Below are 18,606 nucleotides of genomic sequence, written 5' to 3' on the forward strand. Positions count from 1 at the left end.
TGTCCCCCCTAGCCGGCGAGGCTCGGCTCGATCAGGTCCCAGCGGTTGCCCCATGGGTCCCGAAACACCGCCACGATGCCGTAGGGCTCGTGGCGCGGCTCCTCCTCGAAGACGATGCCGCCGGCTTTCATCCGGTTGGCGTCGCGGACGAAATCATCGGTCTCGAGAAACAGCCAGACCCGGCCGCCGCCCTGCGCTCCGATCGCGTCCCGCTGCGCAGGTGTCTCGGCACGGGCGAGGATGATGCCGGTGCCGCCCGCGGACGGCACCACGCGGATCCAGCGCTTTCCGACCCCCATCTCCAAATCCTCGGCAAGGGTGAAGGCCATGGGGCCGGTGAAGAAGGCGATCGCCTCGTCGTAATCGGGCACGACGAGGCTGACCGCGCCGAGCCGGGTCATTCGATCTCGACCAGCAGGTCTTTCGCGTCGATCTGCGCGCCCGGTGTCACATGCACCGCCTTGATGGTGCCGTCGCGCTCGGCGTGCAGGCCGGTTTCCATCTTCATCGCCTCGATCGTCAGCAGCATGTCGCCCTGCTTGACCTTCTGTCCGGCCTGCGCGGCGACGGTCGAGACCACCCCCGGCATCGGTGCGCCGACATGGGCGGGGTTGCCGATCTCGGCCTTGGGGCGCTTCTGCGCCTTGGCCGCGACCTTGCGATTGGGCACCCGCACCGTACGCGGCTGGCCGTTGAGTTCGAAGAACACCCGCACCTCGCCGTCGTCGCCGGTCTCGCCGACCGCCTGCAGACGGATCTCCAGCGTCTTGCCGGGATCTATCTCGGCCGAGATCTCCTCGCCCGGCTCCATGCCGTAGAAGAAGGTCCGGGTCGGCAGGGTGCGGACCGGACCGTATTGCTGGTGCCGGCGGGCATAGTCGGTGAAGACCTTGGGGTACATCAGGTAGGCGTTGAGATCCTCGTCGTCGATCTCGGTTTCGCCCGTGGCCTTGATCGCCTCGGCGCGCGCCGCTTCGAAATCCACGGGTTTCAGATGCTTGCCCGCCCGGTCCTTGAGCGGCTTTTCGCCCTTCAGCACCTTGGCCTGCAGCGCGGTGGGCCAGCCGCCCGGCGGTTGGCCGAGATTGCCCTTCATCATGTCGATGACGCTGTCGGGGAAGGACACGTCGACATTCGGGTCCTCGACCTGTTCACGGGTCAGCCCCTGGCTCACCATCATCAGCGCCATGTCGCCCACCACCTTGGAGGAGGGCGTGACCTTCACGATGTCGCCGAACATCATGTTCACCTCGGCATAGGTCTTGGCGACCTCGTGCCAGCGCTCTTCGAGACCCAGCGAACGCGCCTGCGCCTTGAGGTTGGTGAACTGCCCGCCGGGCATCTCGTGGAGATAGACCTCCGAGGCCGGAGCCTGCAGCCCGCTTTCGAAGGCGGCGTAATGCGCGCGGACCTGCTCGAAATAGTTCGAGATCTCGCGGATCGCCTCGATGTCGAGCCCGGTGTCGCGGTCGGTCTTGTCGAGCGCCTCGACGATCGAGCCCAGCGTCGGCTGCGAGGTGTTGCCCGAGAAGCTGTCCATCGCCGCGTCGATCGCGTCGACGCCCGCCGCCGAGGCCGCCAGCACGGTCGAGATCGCCGCGCCGGAGGTGTCGTGCGTGTGGAAGTGGATCGGCAGGCCGATCTCCTCCTTCAGCGCGGTGAAGAGCTGGGTCGCCGCCGGGGCCTTCAGGAGGCCCGCCATGTCCTTGACGCCGAGCACATGCGCCCCGGCCTTTTCCAGCTCCTTGGCCATCTCGACGTAGTATTTCAGATCGTACTTGGACCGCTTGGGGTCGAGCATGTTGCCGGTGTAGCAGATCGTGCCCTCGCAGACCTTCTCGGCCTCGATCACCGCATCCATCGCGACGCGCATGTTCTCGACCCAGTTCAGGCTGTCGAAGACCCGGAACACGTCGACGCCCGACTTCGCGGCCTGGGCCACGAAGCCCTGCACCACGTTGTCGGGATAGTTGGTATAGCCGACCCCGTTCGAGGCGCGCAGCAGCATCTGCGTCATGATGTTGGGCATGGCCTTGCGGATGTCACGCAGCCGCTGCCAAGGGCATTCCTGCAGGAAACGATAGGCCACGTCGAAGGTGGCGCCGCCCCAGCATTCGACCGAGAACAGCTCGGGCAAATTGGCGGCATAGGACGGCGCGACGCGGATCATGTCGATCGAACGCATCCGCGTGGCCAGGAGCGACTGGTGCCCGTCGCGCATCGTGGTGTCGGTGATCAGCAGTTGCTCTTGCGCCTTCATCCACTCGGCCACGGCCTTGGGGCCCTGTTCGTCGAGGATCTGCCGCGTGCCGGGGCGGATCGCCTCGCCCTTGGGCGCAGGGGCCCGCGGCGTCTTGGCGTCGCGCGGGGGCAGGGTGCGACCTTCGGTTTCGGGGTGACCGTTGACGGTGATGTCGGCCACGTAGGTCAGGAGCCGCGTCGCGCGGTCGCGCCGCGTGTCGAACTTGAACAGCTCCGGCGTCGTGTCGATGAACTTGGTGGTGTACTGGTTCGACAGGAAGGTCGGGTGCTTCAGCAGGTTGATGACGAAGTCGATATTGGTGCTGACACCGCGAATCCGGAACTCGCGCAGGGCCCGGTCCATGCGCGCGATCGCCATCTCGGGCGTGGGCGCGCGCGCCGTTACCTTGGTCAGCAGCGAGTCGTAGAAGCGGGTGATGACGGCGCCGGAATAGGCAGTGCCGCCGTCGAGACGGATGCCGGGACCGGTGGCCGAACGGTAGGTCTGGATCCGGCCGTAATCGGGGATGAAGCTGTTATGCGGATCCTCGGTGGTAACCCGGCATTGCAGCGCGTGGCCGTCGAGCTTCACGTCGTACTGGCTGGCGCAGCCGGTGGCCTCGACGATCGACTTGCCCTCGGCGATCAGGATCTGCGCGCGCACGATGTCGATGCCGGTGACCTCTTCGGTCACCGTGTGCTCGACCTGCACGCGGGGGTTCACCTCGATGAAGTAGAACTCGCCCGAATCCATGTCCATCAGGAACTCGACCGTGCCGGCGCATTCGTAGTTCACATGGGCGCAGATCTGGCGGCCAAGATTGCACAGCTTCTCGCGCTGGGTCTCGGACAGATAGGGAGCGGGGGCCCGCTCGACGACCTTCTGGTTGCGGCGCTGCACCGAGCAGTCGCGCTCCCACAGGTGGTAGATCTGGCCGTGCTGGTCACCGAGGATCTGCACTTCGACATGGCGGGCGCGGGTGATCATCTTCTCGAGATAGCCCTCGCCGTTGCCGAAGGCGGCCTCGGCCTCGCGGCGGCCCTCGCGCACCTTCTCCTCGAGCTCGCTCTCATCCATGATCGGCCGCATGCCGCGGCCGCCGCCGCCCCAGCTCGCCTTGAGCATCAGCGGGTAGCCGACCTCTGCGGCCTCCTTGCGGATCGCGGCCATGTCGTCGCCGAGCACCTCGGTGGCGGGGATCACCGGCACGCCCGCCTCGATCGCCACGCGCCGGGCCGAGGCCTTGTCACCCAGCTCGCGCATGGTCTGGGCCTTGGGGCCGATGAAGGTGATGCCGGCCGCGGTGCAGGCATCGACGAATTCCGGGTTCTCGGATAGCAGACCATATCCGGGGTGGATCGCGTCGGCGCCCGACATCTTGGCCACGCGGATGATCTCGGGAATCGAGAGATAGGCCTGGACCGGGCCCAGGCCCTCGCCGATGCGGTAGGCTTCGTCTGCCTTGAAACGGTGCAGGCCGAGCTTGTCCTCTTCGGCATAGACCGCGACGGTCTTCTTGCCCATCTCGTTGGCTGCCCGCATCACACGAATCGCGATTTCGCCGCGGTTGGCTACGAGGATCTTCTCGAATTCGGCCATGTCCACCCCTTCCGTTTGGTCGCCGGCAGTCTAGGGGTTTCTGCGGTGCAGTATAGCCCCGAGATGCTGTGCCGAGGGGGGCGGCACTCACTACTGATAGCGCTAACGGGGCGGTAAGGTATCCTCGCGTCTTCCGGCATGGAGATGATAGCGGCGTCTCTTTGCCAGCAGGGCCGAGGGCGGTCTTGCGTGAGCGGAGCGATCGCCGGATCGCGATCTCAGCCAGCGCGATCGAGAGCCTCCGCCTGCGGCGGTTTCGCGAACAGGGTGGGGGCATCGTCCTTGGCGGGGTCCGCCTCGCCCGCGATCGCCACCTGGTTCCGGCCGCGCCCCTTGGCGTCGTAGAGCGCATCGTCGGCAGCCTTCATCAGTTGTTGTGGCATCGCGCCGTCATCGGGATGCGCGGCCACGCCGATCGAGACGGTGATGCGCGGCAGGGTCTTTTCGCCATAGCGCACGGAGATCCGCTCCACGGCGCCGCGCAGCGCTTCCGCCCGCAACGCCGCCGCCTCCAACCGCAAATCGGGCAGGAGCAGCATGAATTCCTCTCCGCCGATGCGACAGGCGGTCTCGTCGCCATCGCAGAACTGTTCGAGCGCCGAGCCGACAGCGCGCAGCACCATGTCGCCCGCGTCGTGGCCGTGATTGTCGTTGAATCGCTTGAAGTGATCCACGTCGAGCGACAGCAGCGAAAGCGGCCGATCCTCGCGCTGGGCGCGGTCGAGATGACGGCGCAGCGTCTCGGTCAGGTGGCGACGATTGTAGAGCCCGGTGAGCGGGTCGCGGATCGAGCGGTCATGCAGCTGGTCACGCATCTGCACATTGGCGATGGCGAGGCTGATCTGTTCGGCGCACATCTGGGCGCGCTTCTGGCTGGCGCGAAAATCGAGAAGGTTGGTTTCGGGCCGCGCCTTGAGGTGCAGCAGGCCGATCGTCTCGCCATGCGCCAGCACCGGAAAGCAATAGGCCGGGCGCGTATCCTGCGTCTCGGTATGGCCGCAGGGGAAATCGACCTCGGCGGCACCATAGCTGTAGGTGCGGCCGCGGCGCAGCCCCCAGCAATCCTCGGCCCGGATGTGATCGCAATGATGGCCGCCGTTCCAGCTCGTCGCGCCGACCAGCACGTCGCGCGAGTTGGAGTAGACGTAGATGCTGCCTTCGCAGTGGGGCAGGATGTGGGTCATGAAGCGGCCGACCATCTGGAAGAGTTCGTCGAGCGAGCGCGAGGATTGCAGCCACTCGTTGAGTTCGCCCAGGAGCTGCACCTCGCGGGTCAGCCGCATCTGGTCCTGCATCATCTCGCGCTCGTCCTCGGCGCGCTCGCGCATCGCGGCGACCTGTATGCGCCCGGCGCGGCGGATCACCACGGTGGTCAGCACCAGAAGGATCAGCGAGATGCCGGACAACCCGATGAAGATGTTGCGCAGCCTTATGGTAAAGGTGTGCCCCATGGCGGTCACGTCGGTGTAGAACTCGATCGCACCGACGAAGCGACCGTCGCGCATCACGGGCGTATAGATCTCGGCCACGCAGAGCATGTCGCCGGGCAGGTGGTGGTCGGCAGCCCCGTGCAGGTGGCCGTCGACCTCCCCCATGGGCTTCATCTCGGCCTTGTAGTATTTCTCGCCCTGCGCCACGACGCTTTGAAAATAGGGCTTGTCGTTGATCGTGCCGATGTCGGAGGCCCGCGACGACCAGAACACACGGCCATCGGCCGTGAAGAGCTTGAAGCGGTAGATGTCCGACAGCGTCGTGACCTCTTCGAGCCAGGCGATGTCGACCTCGCTCAGGTGACCACGCTCGAAGGCGAGGCTGCCATTCTCGAGCGTGTGCAGCACTCGAAAGCGCCAGTTCTCGGCCTCGCGGCTGATATCCTCGCGCATCATCCGGTTGACCAGCGGCGTCGGCAGATAGACCACCGACAGCCAGGCCACGGCGGTGGCCAGCCCGAGAAACAGCATCAGCAGCATGTTGAGCCGGGGGCGTCCGAGAAAGCGGATTCTGGTCATGGGGACCTTCCTGTGATTGCCCATGCAAACTGGCAGGCTCCGGCTACGGGCCGGTTAACAAGTCAGGGGACCAGCGGCGCGGGCGGGAGAAAGATGCCGCGCTTTCAAGGCAATCGCCCGGCGGTTGCCGCATTGCGAACATATATGGAACGCTGCTTTTCATCGGGGGGCATGGGCGCTAGATTGGCGCCATGAGCAGCTTTTCCGATGACGAGGCCTTCGAGGCCGCTTCCATGCCATTGTCGCGTCGCGCCATGGCGCAGCCGGGCGGCGCCCCCTATCTCGACGGGCTGAACCCGGCGCAGCGGCTCGCGGTCGAGACGATGGACGGCCCCGTGCTGATGCTGGCGGGGGCGGGAACCGGCAAGACCCGGGCGCTGACCGCGCGGATCGTGCACCTGATGCGCACCGGGCGTGCCCGGCCGAACGAGATCCTCGCCGTGACCTTCACCAACAAGGCCGCGCGCGAAATGAAGGAGCGCATCGGCAAGATGCTCGGCGAGACGGTCGAGGGGTTGCCGTGGCTTGGCACCTTCCACGCGATCTGCGTGAAGCTCCTGCGCCGGCATGCCGAGCTGGTCGGGCTGAAATCGAACTTTACCATCCTCGACACCGACGACCAGATCCGGCTTCTGAAGCAACTCGTCTCGGCCGAGAACATCGACGACAAGCGTTGGCCCGCGCGGATGCTGGCAGGGATCATCGACGATTGGAAGAACCGGGCGCTGACGCCCGAGAACGTGCCGACCGCCGACGCCTCGGCCTATGACGGCAAGGGGCGCAAGCTCTACGCCGCCTATCAGGCGCGGCTCAAGGATCTGAACGCCGTCGATTTCGGCGACCTGCTGCTGCACATGGTCACCATCTTCCAGAATCGCGACGACGTGCTCGACCAGTATCGCCGCTGGTTCCGCTACATCCTCGTGGACGAGTATCAGGACACCAACGCGGCGCAGTATCTCTGGCTGCGGCTGCTGGCGGGCGGACACAAGAACATCTGCTGCGTCGGTGATGACGACCAGTCGATCTATGGCTGGCGCGGCGCCGAAGTGGGCAACATCCTGCGTTTCGAAAAGGATTTCGAGGGCGCCGAGGTGATCCGGCTGGAGCAGAACTATCGCTCGACGCCGCATATTCTCGGCGCGGCTTCCGGCCTCATCACCGCCAACAAGGGACGGCTGGGCAAGACGCTCTGGACCGAGGAGCAGGAGGGCGAGAAGGTCCGGCTGATCGGCCATTGGGACGGCGACGAGGAAGCACGCTGGGTCGGCGAGGAGATCGAGGCGGCGCAGCGCGGCACCCGGGGGATGGACCCGGTGGGTCTCGATTCCATGGCGATCCTCGTGCGCGCCAGCCACCAGATGCGTGCCTTCGAGGACCGGTTCCTGACCATCGGCCTGCCATACCGGGTGATCGGCGGTCCGCGCTTCTACGAGCGCTTGGAGATCCGCGACGCGATGGCCTATTTTCGCCTCGCCGTCTCGCTCGACGACGATCTCGCCTTCGAGCGGATCGTCAATACGCCCAAGCGCGGGCTGGGCAACAAGGCCGTGCAGACGATCCAGCGCGCCGCCCGCTCGAACGGGGTGAGCCTCGTCGAGGGCGCGCGCATCGTGGTGCAGACCAAGCTTCTGGGCGGCAAGGGGCTCAAGGAGCTGACCATCCTCGTCGACGCGCTCGACCGCTGGCACGGGCAGGTGGTGAACGAGAGCGACACCCATGTCGAACTGGCCGAGATGATCCTCGACGAGAGCGGCTATACCGGCATGTGGCAGAACGACAAGACTCCGGAGGCGCCGGGTCGGCTCGAAAACCTGAAGGAACTCGTGAAGGCGCTGGAAGGCTTCGACAGCCTGCAGGGATTCCTCGAACACGTGGCGCTGATCATGGACAACGAGCAGGCCGAGGAGGGCGAGAAGGTGTCGATCATGACGCTGCACGCCGCCAAGGGTCTCGAATTTCCAGTGGTGTTCCTGCCGGGTTGGGAGGACGGGCTGTTCCCGTCGCAGCGCTCGATGGACGAGAGCGGGCTGCGCGGCCTCGAGGAAGAGCGGCGATTGGCCTATGTCGGCATCACCCGCGCCGAGGCCGTCTGCACGATCTCCTTCGCCGCCAATCGGCGGGTCTACGGCCAGTGGCAGAGCCAGCTGCCCTCGCGCTTCATCGACGAGCTGCCGGAGGGTCATGTCGAGGTACTGACGCCGCCGGGCCTCTATGGCGGCGGTTACGGCGCGGCGGGGATGTCGTCTTCGGCGTCGCCGGCGATCAACGCGGCGCAAGGCTCGCGGCTCCACGACAACGCGGCCAAGGCGGACGTCTACAACTCCCCGGGCTGGAAGCGGCTGCAGGCGCGCGGCCAGCACCGGCAGATGCGCCAGCCGGCCGAGGCCAAGAACATCACCATCGACATGACGGCGGTGTCCTCCTTCACCACCGGGGACCGCGTGTTTCACCAGAAGTTCGGCTATGGCGAGGTGGTGGGGGTCGAGGGCGACAAGCTCGACATCGCCTTCGACAAGGCGGGGCAGAAGAAGGTGGTGGCGCGCTTCGTCGTGGCATCGGATCAGGCCGACGACGTGCCTTTCTGATATTGCGAGGGCAGGGGGCCGCGGCTAAGCCGCCCCCATGGATGCCGCTTTGCTCTCCGCCTTTGCCGCCGGGCTCGCGCTCGGGCTGTCGCTGATCCTCGCCATCGGGGCGCAGAACGCCTTCGTGCTGCGCCAAGGGCTCAGGGGCGACCACGTGCTGGCGGTGGTGCTGACCTGCGCGCTGTCGGACGCGGTGCTGATCACCGCCGGTGTCTCGGGCTTCGCGGCGCTGGCCGAGGCCGCGCCTTGGATCGCGCCGTTGCTGCGCTGGGGCGGCGCGGCCTTCCTGCTGGTCTATGGCGCCAAGGCGGCCTTGGCCGCGTGGAGGGGTGGGGCCGCGCTTCGGGCCGCGGAGGAGGGCACGGCGGGCCTGCGCCGCGCGGTGCTGACCTGTCTCGCGCTGACCTGGCTCAACCCCCATGTCTATCTGGACACTCTGGTGCTGCTGGGATCGATCGCCTCACGCTTCGAAGGGCGGGTCTGGGCCTTCGGAAGCGGTGCCGTCACCGCGTCCTTCCTGTTCTTCTTCGCCTTGGGCTATGGGGCGCGGCTGTTGCGCCCCGTCTTCGCGAAGCCCACCGCCTGGCGCCTGCTCGATGCGGGCATCGCGCTGGTGATGTGGAGCATTGCCGCCGGTTTGGTGCTGGGCGGCTGAAGGCTACTTTGTTCCGCAAATACGCATGACCCGGCCCCGCCATGCCCGACGGCCGGGCTTGCATCCCCATACGCTTTGCCATCAGGTGGCGCGAGGAGATTTGCATGACGACAGCATCCATCATGCGCAGCGAGGGCTCGCCCATTGCCGGGATCGGCTGGATGGTGGCCGCCGGGCTGTGCTTCGTCGGCATGACGGTGCTGATCAAATCGGTGGGCACGGCGCTTCCGGCGGCGCAGACGGCGTTGCTGCGCTTCGCGCTGGGCCTGCCCTTCCTGCTGCCGATGCTGCCCGCCTTGCGACGGGCCCGGATCACGGCGCGGCACTGGCGACTGCTCAGCCTGCGCGCGGTGCTGCATAGCTGCGGGGTCGGGCTGTGGTTCTACGCCATCGCCCGCATCCCCTTGGGCGACGTGACGGCGATCAACTACCTCAACCCGATCTGGGTGACGGTCGGCGCGGCGCTCCTGATGGGCGAGGCGCTGCCGCCGCGCCGTCTCGCGGCGGTGGGCGCGGCCTTTATCGGGGCCTTCGTGGTGCTGCGCCCCGGCTTGCGCGAGATCGATCCCGGTCACGTGGCGATGATGGGGACGGCGATGCTGATCGCCTCTGGCTATCTGGTGGTCAAACGCCTGTCGGAGGACCTGTCGCCGGAGGTGATCGTGGCGATGCTGTCGCTGATGGTGCCGCTGGGGCTACTGCCATTCGCGCTGCCGGTCTGGGCGGCGCCGGCCGCCGGCGATCTGGTGTTTCTGTTCCTTGCTGCGGGGCTCGGCACCGGCGGGCATTACGCGATGACGCGTGCCTTCGCCTCGGCGCCGCTCACGGTCACGCAGCCGGTGACCTTTCTGCAGCTGGTCTGGGCCGTGCTGCTCGGGGCGCTGCTGTTCGGCGAGCCGGTGGATTCCTTCACCGTTCTGGGTGGCGCGATCATCATGGGATCGGTGCTGTTCATCAGCTGGCGCGAAACCCGGGCGCGGCGGGCGGCGACTGCCGCCACGCCCGAGGCGGTGCTCAGTCGGCGGGCATCTGGCCGAGACGCTCGAGGATCGAGCCGGGGCTGACCTGACCGATCACCCGGCCATCCTCGGTCACGTCGAGCGGCGCGGGCGTGGCGTGGATCAGCGCCATCACCTCGAGGATCGGCGTGTCTGCCGTGACCCGGCCCTCGGCGGCGAGCTTGGCGTCCGGGTCCATCACGTCGCGGGCGCAGAGCACGCCGAGCGGGTTCATATGCGCCACGAAATCGCGCACGTAGCCGTTCGCGGGCCGCGTGAAGATCTCGCGCGGGGTGCCGGCCTGCACGATACGCCCGCCCTCCATGATGGCGATACGGTTGCCGAGCTTGAACGCCTCGTCGAGATCGTGGCTGACGAAGATGATGGTGCGCTGCTTGCGCGCCTGCAGGTCCAGAAGCTCGTCTTGCAGCCGCGAACGGATCAGCGGGTCGAGCGCCGAGAAAGGCTCGTCCATCAAGAGGATCGGCGCGTCGGTGGCAAAGGCGCGGGCAAGACCGACACGCTGCTGCATGCCGCCCGAAAGCTCGCCGACCAGCGCGTCGGCCCGATCGGCGAGACCGACCATTTCCAGCTCGGTCTCGACCCGGTCGCGGCGCTCGGCGCGGCTCATGCCGCCCAGCTCCAGCCCGAGGCCCACATTGTCGCGCACGCTGCGCCACGGCAGCAGGCCGAATTGCTGGAACACCATGGCGACGTGGTGCAGGCGAATCTCGCGCAGCGTCTTCTTGTTGGCCTGCGTGACCGAGGTCATCTCGCCGTTCATGCGCACGCGGACGTCGCCGCGCACCACGGGGTTGAGCCCGTTGACGGCGCGCAGGAGCGTCGACTTGCCCGAGCCCGAAAGGCCCATGAGCACGAGGATCTCCGCCTCGGGCACGTCGAGCGTGCAGTCGTGAACGCCGAGAACCTGGTCGGTCCTTTCGGCGATCTCGGGGCGCTCGAGCCCTTCGTCCATCAGCGGCAGCGCCGCCTCGGGACGGTCGCCGAAGACGATGTTGACGGCATCGAACTCCACGGCGTTGCGTTTGCCGGTGCTGCGGGGGGTGTTGTCTGACATGTCTTACTTACCCTCGCTTCACGCGCAGCGCGCGGTCGAGCATGATGGCGACCACGACGATCACGAAGCCGCTCTCGAAGCCGAGCGCGGTGTTGACCGAGTTGAGCGCGCGCACCACCGGCACGCCGAGACCGTCGGCGCCGACAAGCGCGGCGATGACGACCATCGACAGCGACAGCATGATGGTCTGGTTCAGCCCGGTCATGATCTGCGGAAACGCCGAGGGCAGCTCGACCTTCCACAGCAGCTGGCGCGGCGTCGCGCCAAAGGCCTGCGCCGCCTCGACCAGCGCGGTCGGCGTGTTGGAGATGCCGAGCTGGGTCAGGCGGATCGGCGCGGGCAGCACGAAGATCACCGTGGCGATCAGGCCGGGCACCATGCCGATGCCGAAGAAGACGATCGCCGGGATCAGGTAGACGAAGGTCGGCAGCGTCTGCATCAGGTCAAGCACGGGCGCGACCCAGGCGTAGAGCTTGGGGCGGTGCGCCACGGCGATGCCGATCGGCACGCCGACGCCCATGCAGACGACGCAGGCCGACAGCACCAGCGTCAGGCTCTCGCTCGTCTCCTCCCAGTAGCCCTGGTTCAGCACGAACAGGAAGCCCAGCGCCACCAGAAGCGCCGGCTGCCAGCGCCGCTGCAAGGCGTAGGTAAGGCCGACGAAGACGGCGATAACGAGCAGCTCGGGCGGCGTCTGCAGGAGCCACAGGATGCCCTCGATCATCGCCTCGAGCAGCATCGAGAGCGTGTCGAACACGATGGCGAGGTTGGTTTCGAGCCAATCGAAGCCGTCGGCGGCCCAGTCACCCACGGGAATCTTGGGAATGGTCAGTTCCATGGGACGGCGCCTCGGATCGGTCGGGTCATCGGTGTCTCCGTGTCGGGAAGGCGGCGCTGAGGGCCGCGGATCGGATGGGCGGGGACCGCGTCAGGCGGCCGGAAAACCAGAGCTCGGCCCCGATCGGGGCCGAGGCAGGGGCGCGCGGTGGCGCGCCCTTTCGAGGCGCGGATCAGCCTTCGATCGCGCCTTGCACGGCGGGCAGGGCCTCGGAGCCGTCCAGCGTGGTCACGCCTTCGAGCCAAGGCTCGACGGCCTGCGGGTTGGCGGCGAGCCATTCCTGCGCGGCATCGCGCGGGTCCATTCCGTCATTGAGGATCGAGCCCATGATCTCGTTCTCCATCTCGAGCGTGAATTCGAGATTGGTGAGGAAGGTGCCGAGATTGGGGCACTCCTCGCTGAGACCCTGCCGGGTCACGGTATAGACCTCGGCGCCGCCGAGATTGGGGCCGAACCAGTCGTCGCCGCCCTCGAGATAGGTCATGTCGTAATTGGCGTTCATCGGGTGCGGTTCCCAGCCGAGGAAGATCACCGGCTCGTCGCGCTTGGAGGCGCGGTCGACCTGCGCCAGCATGCCCTGCTCGGAGCTTTCCTTGACTTCGAAATCGCCCAGCCCGAAGGCGTCGGTCTCGATCATCTCGAGGATCAACTGGTTGCCGTCATTGCCCGGCTCGATGCCGTAGATGGTGTTGTCGAGCGCCTCGGCATGCTCGGCGATGTCGGCGTAGTTCGCGATGCCCAGCGCGGCGCCCGCGGCGTTGGTCGCCAACGTGTACTTCGCGCCGGTGAGGTTCTTGTGCACCGTCTCGATGCTGCCATCCTCGGTATAGGGCGCGATCTCGCTCGACTGGGTCGGCATCCAGTTGCCCAGGAACACGTCGATGTCGCCATCCGACATCGAGGTGAAGGTGACGGGCACCGAGAGCACCTTGATCTCGGGCTCGTAGCCCAGCGCCTCGAGCACGATGGCGGTGGTCGCCGTGGTGGCGGTGATGTCGGTCCAGCCCACATCCGACATCACGATGTCGCGGCACTCGGCTGCGTCTTGGGCGAACGCGCCGGTGGCGGCGGTGGTCAGCGCAACTGCGCTGATCATGGTGCGAAGCTTCATCGAAGTCGTCCTCTCTGCTGTTCCGGGTTCTTGATTGACGCGTCAATAAAAACCCTATTAGGGTCACGGTTGCAACCCGGTCATTGGGCCGGGGCGGATCGGAGACCCTTGATGCCCAAGCTCGGGATGGAACCTATACGGCGCTCTGCATTGATCAAAGCGACGATCGAGGAGATCGGCGCGCAGGGTTCGCTCGACGTCACGGTGGCGCAGATCGCCCGCCGCGCCGGCATGTCCTCGGCGCTGGCGCATCACTATTTCGGCAACAAGGAGCGGATATTCCTGGCCGCGATGCGACACCTGCTGGCCGAGTATTCCACCGAGGTGCGCGAGGCGCTGATCGCGGCGAAGGGCGATCCGCGTGCCCGCGTCGCGGCGATCCTGCGGGCCAATTTCGGCCCCTCGAACTTCCGCTCCGAGGTGATCGCGGCCTGGCTCAACTTCTACGTCCTGGCGCGGACTTCGGAGCAGGCGGCGCGCCTGCTGCGGATCTATCACCGGCGGCTGCGGGCGAATCTCGCGCATGACCTGCGCCCGCTGCTGGGGGCCGGGGCGATGGACGCGGCGGAGCGTCTCGCGGCACTGATCGACGGGATGTATCTGAAGCAGGGACTCGCGGGCGGTCCGGCCGATGGCCCCGCCGCCACGAGGCAATTGCTCGCCGCGCTCGAACTGGAGCTGAAATGACACCGACCCGCAACATCCTCATCGTCATGGCCGACCAGCTGAACGGAACGCTGTTCCCCGACGGTCCGGCAGACTGGCTGCACGCGCCGAACCTCAAGAAGCTCGCCGCGCGCTCGACCCGCTTCGCCAATGCCTATACCGGCAGCCCGCTCTGCGCGCCGGGGCGGGCATCCTTCATGTCGGGCCAGCTGCCGTTCCGCACCGGCGTCTACGACAACGCCGCCGAGTTCCCCTCGGACATCCCGACCTTTGCGCATCACCTGCGCCGCGCCGGCTGGCAGACCTGCCTGTCGGGCAAGATGCATTTCGTCGGTCCCGACCAGCTGCACGGCTTCGAGGAGCGGCTCACCACCGACATCTACCCCGCCGATTTCGGCTGGACCCCGGATTGGCGCAAGCCGGGCGAGCGGATCGACTGGTGGTATCACAACCTCGGATCGGTCACCGGCGCCGGGGTCGCCGAGATCACCAACCAGCTCGAATATGACGACGATGTCGCGCATCAGGCCAAGACCAAGCTCTACGATCTGGCGCGCGGCCATGACGCGCGGCCCTGGTGCCTGACGGTGAGCTTCACCCATCCGCATGATCCCTACGTGGCGCGGCGCAAATACTGGGACCTCTACAACGATTGCGACCATCTCGACGCGCCGGGTGAGGCGATCCCCTACCAGCAGATGGATCCGCATTCGAAGCGGCTCTGGGACGCCTGCGACGCGAACAGCTTCGAGATCACGCAAGAGCAGGTCCGCCGGGCCCGGCAGGGCTACTTCGCCAATATCAGCTATGTCGACGACAAGCTGGGCGAGCTTTTGCAGGTGCTCGAGGACACGCGACAGGAGGCGATCGTGGTCTTCGTCTCGGACCATGGCGACATGCTCGGGGACCGCGGGCTGTGGTTCAAGATGAGCTTCTTCGAGGGCTCGGCACGGGTGCCGCTGATGATCTCGGCCGCCGGCATGGAGCCTGCTCTCGTCACCGACCCGGTCTCGGCCATCGACGTGACCCCGACGCTGTGCGATCTCGCCGGCGTCGACATGTCCGAAGTCACGCCCTGGACCGATGGCGAAAGCCTCGTGCCGCTCGGGCAGGGCGCGAAACGCCAGACGCCCGTGGCGATGGAATACGCCGCCGAAGGTTCGATCGCGCCGATGATCGCCCTGCGCGAGGGGCGCTTCAAATACACCGCCTGTCCGGTCGATCCCGAACAGCTCTTCGATCTCGAGGCCGATCCGGCCGAGCGATCCAACCTCGCCGCCGATCCCGCCCATGCCGAGACGCTCGAGCGGTTTCGGGCCATGGCCGCGGAGCGCTGGAACCTCGATCTCGCCGATGCCCAGGTACGCCAGAGCCAGGCCCGCCGCTGGGTGGTTTACGAAGCGCTGCGCCAGGGCGGCTACTACCCGTGGGACTACCAGCCGCTGCGCGCCGCTTCCGAGCGATACATGCGCAACCACATGGACCTGAACATTCTCGAGGAGAGCCAGCGCTATCCACGCGGCGAGTGAGCGCTCCCTTTCACCTTTGCGAAAGCACGCAGTCATGACCTATCCGACCCAACCCGAGGCCAGCCACTTCATCGACGGCGCCTATGTCGAGGACGACAGCGGCGCGGCCATTCCCGTGATCTACCCGGCCACCGGGGAAACCATCGCCACGCTGCATTCGGCGACGCCCGCTCTCGTCGATCGGGCTCTGGCGGCAGCCAGGCGGGCGCAACCTGCCTGGGCGGCGATGACCGGAACCGAGCGCGGCCGCATCCTGCGCCGCGCCGCCGACATCATGCGCGCCCGCAACCGCGAACTGTCGGAGCTGGAGACGAAGGACACCGGCAAGCCGTTGCAGGAAACGCTGGTGGCCGACGCCACCTCGGGTGCCGACGCGCTGGAATATTTCGGCGGTCTGGCCGCGACGCTGTCGGGCGAGCACATCCAGATGGGCGAGGACTTCGTCTATACCCGCCGCGAGGCGCTGGGCGTGGCAGTGGGGATCGGCGCGTGGAACTATCCCACCCAGATCGCCTGCTGGAAGGCCGCGCCCGCGCTCGCCTGCGGCAACACCATGGTGTTCAAGCCCTCCGAGACCACGCCGCTCTCGGCGCTCAAGGTGGCCGAGATCCTGCTGGAAGCGGGCGCACCGCCGGGCGTGTTCAACGTGGTGCAGGGCTATGGCGAGGTAGGCGCGCAACTCGTCGAGGACGAGCGCGTGGCCAAGGTTTCGCTCACCGGTTCGGTGCCGACGGGGCGCAAGGTCTACTCGGCCGCCGCTTCGGGCATGAAGTCGGTGACGATGGAGCTTGGAGGCAAGTCGCCGCTCGTCATCTTCGACGATGCCAGCCTCGAGGATGCGGTCTCCGCGGCGATCAACGCGAACTTCTACTCGACGGGTCAGGTCTGCTCCAACGGCACCCGCGTCTTCGTGCAGGACGGCATCCGGGAGGCCTTCCTCAAGCGGCTGAGCGAACGGCTGAAGGGGGTGAAAGCGGGGGATCCGCTCGATGAGGAAACCAATTTCGGGCCGATGGTCTCCGAGCGCCAGCGCGAGATCGTCGAGGGGTTCATCGCCAAGGGAAGCGAGGAAGGCGCGCGCCTCGTCGCCGGTGGCGGTCGCCCCGAGGGCGCCGGCTTCTGGATCGAACCCACGGTCTTCGCCGATGTCGAGGACGACATGACCATCGCGCGCGAAGAGATCTTCGGCCCGGTCATGTCGGTGTTCGGTTTCGCGACCGAAGAGGAGGTGCTCGAGCGCGCCAATGCCACGATTTATGGCCTCTCCGCCGGTGTCTTCACCCGCGATCTCGCTCGCGCGCACCGGATGGTAGCGGGGCTTCAGGCGGGGTCGTGCTGGATCAACACCTACAATCTGACGCCGGTCGAGGCGCCCTTCGGCGGCATGAAGATGTCCGGCGTAGGGCGTGAGAACGGACAGGTGGCGATCGAGCACTGGAGCCAGCTCAAGACCGTCTACGTGGCGATGGGTGCGGTCGAAGCGCCCTTCTGAGCGGCCGAGAGCCGGATTATTGCAATAATCCGGACCGGACATTTCCAAATGTCCGGTCCGGCAGGACATGGATGACCAGCATGGAAGCGGATTACGTGATCGTCGGAGCCGGCAGCGCCGGCTGTACCATGGCCTATCGCCTGTCCGAGGCGGGGCGCAGCGTTATCGTCATCGAGCATGGTGGTACCGATGCCGGGCCGTTCATCCAGATGCCCGGCGCGCTGAGCTACCCAATGAACATGTCGCGCTACGATTGGGGCTATCGCTCCGAGCCCGAACCTCATCTGGGTGGCCGGCGCCTGGCGACCCCGCGCGGCAAAGTGATCGGTGGCTCGTCCTCGATCAACGGCATGGTCTATGTGCGCGGCCATGCGCGCGATTTCGATACCTGGTCCGAGTTGGGAGCCAAGGGCTGGGACTACGCCTCCGTGCTTCCCTATTTCAAACGGATGGAAAACTGGCATGACGGGGGCCATGGGGGTGATCCCGCCCGCCGGGGGCATGACGGACCGCTCCATGTCACACGCGGACCGCGCGACAACCCGTTGACCCGCGCCTTCGTCGAGGCCGGCGGGCAGGCGGGCTACCCACTCACCGACGATTACAACGGCGAGAAGCAGGAAGGCTTCGGACCCATGGAGGCGACGATCTGGCAGGGGACCCGCTGGTCCGCCGCCAATGCCTATCTGCGTCCTGCGCTCAAGCGCGACAACTGCACGCTTCTGCGCGGCCTCGCGCATCGCGTGGTGATCGAAGAGGGCCGCGCGAGGGGCGTGGAGATAAGTCGCGGGTCGAAGACCGAGGTGATACGGGCGCGCGCCGAGGTGATCATCGCGGCCTCGTCGATCAACTCGCCCAAGCTGCTGATGCTGTCGGGCATCGGCCCGGCCGCACATCTGTCCGAGCACGGCATCGCAGTCGTCGCCGATCGCCCGGGCGTCGGCCGTAACCTGCAGGATCATCTCGAGATGTATATCCAGATGGCCGCGACGCAACCGGTCTCGCTGTTCAGCCACTGGAACCTCTGGGGCAAGGGCAAGGTCGGCACGCAATGGATGCTGACACGCTCGGGTCTCGGCGCCTCGAACCAGTTCGAGAGCGCAGGCTTCATCCGCTCGCGCGCGGGCGTCGAATATCCGGACATCCAGTATCACTTCCTGCCCATGGCTGTGCGCTATGACGGGCAGGCGGCCGCCGAAGGGCATGGATTTCAGGCCCATGTCGGCCCAATGCGTTCGGATTCGCGCGGGCAGGTAACCTTGGCATCCGCCGATCCCGCCGAGGCGCCGAAGATCCTGTTCAACTACATGTCGACCGAGAAGGATTGGGAGGACTTCAGGATCTGCATCCGCCTGACCCGCGAGATCTTCGGTCAGCGCGCCTTCGCACCCTATCGCGGTCACGAGATCCTTCCGGGGGATGATGTCCAGACCGACGAGCAGTTGAACGACGCGATCCGCGAACATGTCGAGAGCGCGTACCACCCCTGCGGCACCTGCCGGATGGGCGCGGCGGAGGATACGGGCGCGGTGGTCGATCCCGAATGCCGGGTGATCGGGGTCGAGGGCCTGCGCGTGGCCGACAGTTCGATCTTTCCACGCATCACCAATGGCAACCTCAACGCTCCTTCGATCATGGTGGGGGAAAAGGCATCGGACCACATCCTCGGCCGCAGCCTCGCCGCTTTGGATGAAAAACCGTGGATTCACCCCGCATGGCGTGTGGCGCAACGGTGATTTTCGCCTGGAGCACGAAGTTCCTAATTTAAAGTTAACGAAACACTTGCCGGAGGCCTCGAAAG

The 18,606-nt window shown here is 66.6% G+C and carries 13 protein-coding genes; 7 read left to right on the top strand and 6 right to left on the bottom strand.

Annotated elements, in window-relative coordinates:
• Positions 1–8: 8 nt before the first annotated feature.
• From O4G76_RS06180 to O4G76_RS06190, 3 genes are all read right to left on the bottom strand, one after another.
• Positions 9–401: a VOC family protein gene (locus tag O4G76_RS06180; protein WP_269396495.1), complete on the bottom strand. Its 393-nt coding sequence runs from the start codon at positions 399–401 to the stop codon at positions 9–11.
• Positions 398–3,841, bottom strand: coding sequence for a pyruvate carboxylase (locus O4G76_RS06185; RefSeq protein ID WP_269396496.1), 3,444 nt, complete (start codon positions 3,839–3,841; stop codon positions 398–400). Before O4G76_RS06185 ends, O4G76_RS06180 begins: the two co-directional genes overlap by 4 nt.
• A 218-nt stretch (positions 3,842–4,059) precedes the next feature.
• Positions 4,060–5,850, bottom strand: a complete 1,791-nt coding sequence (locus O4G76_RS06190) for a sensor domain-containing diguanylate cyclase (RefSeq protein ID WP_269396497.1) — start codon at positions 5,848–5,850, stop codon at positions 4,060–4,062.
• 191 nt (positions 5,851–6,041) lie between these two features.
• Between O4G76_RS06190 and O4G76_RS06195 the strand changes: the two genes are divergently transcribed.
• From O4G76_RS06195 to O4G76_RS06205, 3 genes are all read left to right on the top strand, one after another.
• The gene (locus O4G76_RS06195; RefSeq protein WP_269396498.1) at positions 6,042–8,438 is read left to right on the top strand and encodes an ATP-dependent helicase; all 2,397 of its coding nucleotides are present in this window, start codon (positions 6,042–6,044) and stop codon (positions 8,436–8,438) included.
• Between the two features lie 37 nt (positions 8,439–8,475).
• A complete protein-coding gene (locus tag O4G76_RS06200; protein WP_085894510.1) occupies positions 8,476–9,093 on the top strand; it encodes a LysE/ArgO family amino acid transporter in 618 nt (205 codons plus the stop codon).
• A 104-nt stretch (positions 9,094–9,197) separates the two neighbouring features.
• The gene (locus tag O4G76_RS06205; protein WP_269396499.1) at positions 9,198–10,157 is read left to right on the top strand and encodes a DMT family transporter; all 960 of its coding nucleotides are present in this window, start codon (positions 9,198–9,200) and stop codon (positions 10,155–10,157) included.
• Here O4G76_RS06205 and choV read toward each other — a convergent pair.
• The 3 genes from choV to choX all read right to left on the bottom strand — a co-directional run bounded on the left by choV (position 10,108) and on the right by choX (position 13,118).
• The gene (choV, locus tag O4G76_RS06210; RefSeq protein WP_269396500.1) at positions 10,108–11,169 is read right to left on the bottom strand and encodes a choline ABC transporter ATP-binding protein; all 1,062 of its coding nucleotides are present in this window, start codon (positions 11,167–11,169) and stop codon (positions 10,108–10,110) included. The two genes, O4G76_RS06205 and choV, sit on opposite strands and share 50 nt — an antisense overlap.
• 7 nt (positions 11,170–11,176) lie before the next feature.
• A complete protein-coding gene (gene choW / locus O4G76_RS06215) occupies positions 11,177–12,007 on the bottom strand; it encodes a choline ABC transporter permease subunit (RefSeq protein ID WP_269396501.1) in 831 nt (276 codons plus the stop codon).
• Positions 12,008–12,179: 172 nt separating this feature from the next.
• A complete protein-coding gene (choX, locus tag O4G76_RS06220; RefSeq protein ID WP_269396502.1) occupies positions 12,180–13,118 on the bottom strand; it encodes a choline ABC transporter substrate-binding protein in 939 nt (312 codons plus the stop codon).
• Between the two features lie 111 nt (positions 13,119–13,229).
• Between choX and betI the strand changes: the two genes are divergently transcribed.
• The 4 genes from betI (at position 13,230) to betA (ending at position 18,541) form a co-directional block, all read left to right on the top strand.
• Complete coding sequence (betI, locus tag O4G76_RS06225) at positions 13,230–13,805, top strand: transcriptional regulator BetI (protein ID WP_269396503.1); 576 nt, start codon at positions 13,230–13,232, stop codon at positions 13,803–13,805.
• Positions 13,802–15,313 (top strand): choline-sulfatase, encoded by a 1,512-nt coding sequence (gene betC, locus O4G76_RS06230; RefSeq protein WP_269396504.1) that lies wholly within the window; start codon positions 13,802–13,804, stop codon positions 15,311–15,313. Before betI ends, betC begins: the two co-directional genes overlap by 4 nt.
• A 34-nt stretch (positions 15,314–15,347) precedes the next feature.
• Positions 15,348–16,805: a betaine-aldehyde dehydrogenase gene (gene betB / locus O4G76_RS06235; RefSeq protein WP_269396505.1), complete on the top strand. Its 1,458-nt coding sequence runs from the start codon at positions 15,348–15,350 to the stop codon at positions 16,803–16,805.
• Positions 16,806–16,885: 80 nt separating this feature from the next.
• Positions 16,886–18,541, top strand: coding sequence for a choline dehydrogenase (betA, locus tag O4G76_RS06240; protein WP_269396604.1), 1,656 nt, complete (start codon positions 16,886–16,888; stop codon positions 18,539–18,541).
• The last annotated feature ends 65 nt before the right edge of the window (positions 18,542–18,606 follow it).

The organism is Limimaricola sp. G21655-S1 (assembly GCF_027213785.1).
Lineage (GTDB): Bacteria > Pseudomonadota > Alphaproteobacteria > Rhodobacterales > Rhodobacteraceae > Limimaricola.

Excerpts from the sequence above, each read along its gene's own strand:
- O4G76_RS06180 (WP_269396495.1), bottom strand. The coding sequence starts at position 401 with ATGACCCGGCTCGGCGCGGTCAGCCTCGTCGTGCCCGATTACGACGAG.
- O4G76_RS06185 (WP_269396496.1), bottom strand. The coding sequence starts at position 3,841 with ATGGCCGAATTCGAGAAGATCCTCGTAGCCAACCGCGGCGAAATCGCG.
- O4G76_RS06190 (WP_269396497.1), bottom strand. The coding sequence starts at position 5,850 with ATGACCAGAATCCGCTTTCTCGGACGCCCCCGGCTCAACATGCTGCTG.
- O4G76_RS06195 (WP_269396498.1), top strand. The coding sequence starts at position 6,042 with ATGAGCAGCTTTTCCGATGACGAGGCCTTCGAGGCCGCTTCCATGCCA.
- O4G76_RS06200 (WP_085894510.1), top strand. The coding sequence starts at position 8,476 with ATGGATGCCGCTTTGCTCTCCGCCTTTGCCGCCGGGCTCGCGCTCGGG.
- O4G76_RS06205 (WP_269396499.1), top strand. The coding sequence starts at position 9,198 with ATGACGACAGCATCCATCATGCGCAGCGAGGGCTCGCCCATTGCCGGG.
- choV (WP_269396500.1), bottom strand. The coding sequence starts at position 11,169 with ATGTCAGACAACACCCCCCGCAGCACCGGCAAACGCAACGCCGTGGAG.
- choW (WP_269396501.1), bottom strand. The coding sequence starts at position 12,007 with ATGGAACTGACCATTCCCAAGATTCCCGTGGGTGACTGGGCCGCCGAC.
- choX (WP_269396502.1), bottom strand. The coding sequence starts at position 13,118 with ATGAAGCTTCGCACCATGATCAGCGCAGTTGCGCTGACCACCGCCGCC.
- betI (WP_269396503.1), top strand. The coding sequence starts at position 13,230 with ATGCCCAAGCTCGGGATGGAACCTATACGGCGCTCTGCATTGATCAAA.
- betC (WP_269396504.1), top strand. The coding sequence starts at position 13,802 with ATGACACCGACCCGCAACATCCTCATCGTCATGGCCGACCAGCTGAAC.
- betB (WP_269396505.1), top strand. The coding sequence starts at position 15,348 with ATGACCTATCCGACCCAACCCGAGGCCAGCCACTTCATCGACGGCGCC.
- betA (WP_269396604.1), top strand. The coding sequence starts at position 16,886 with ATGGAAGCGGATTACGTGATCGTCGGAGCCGGCAGCGCCGGCTGTACC.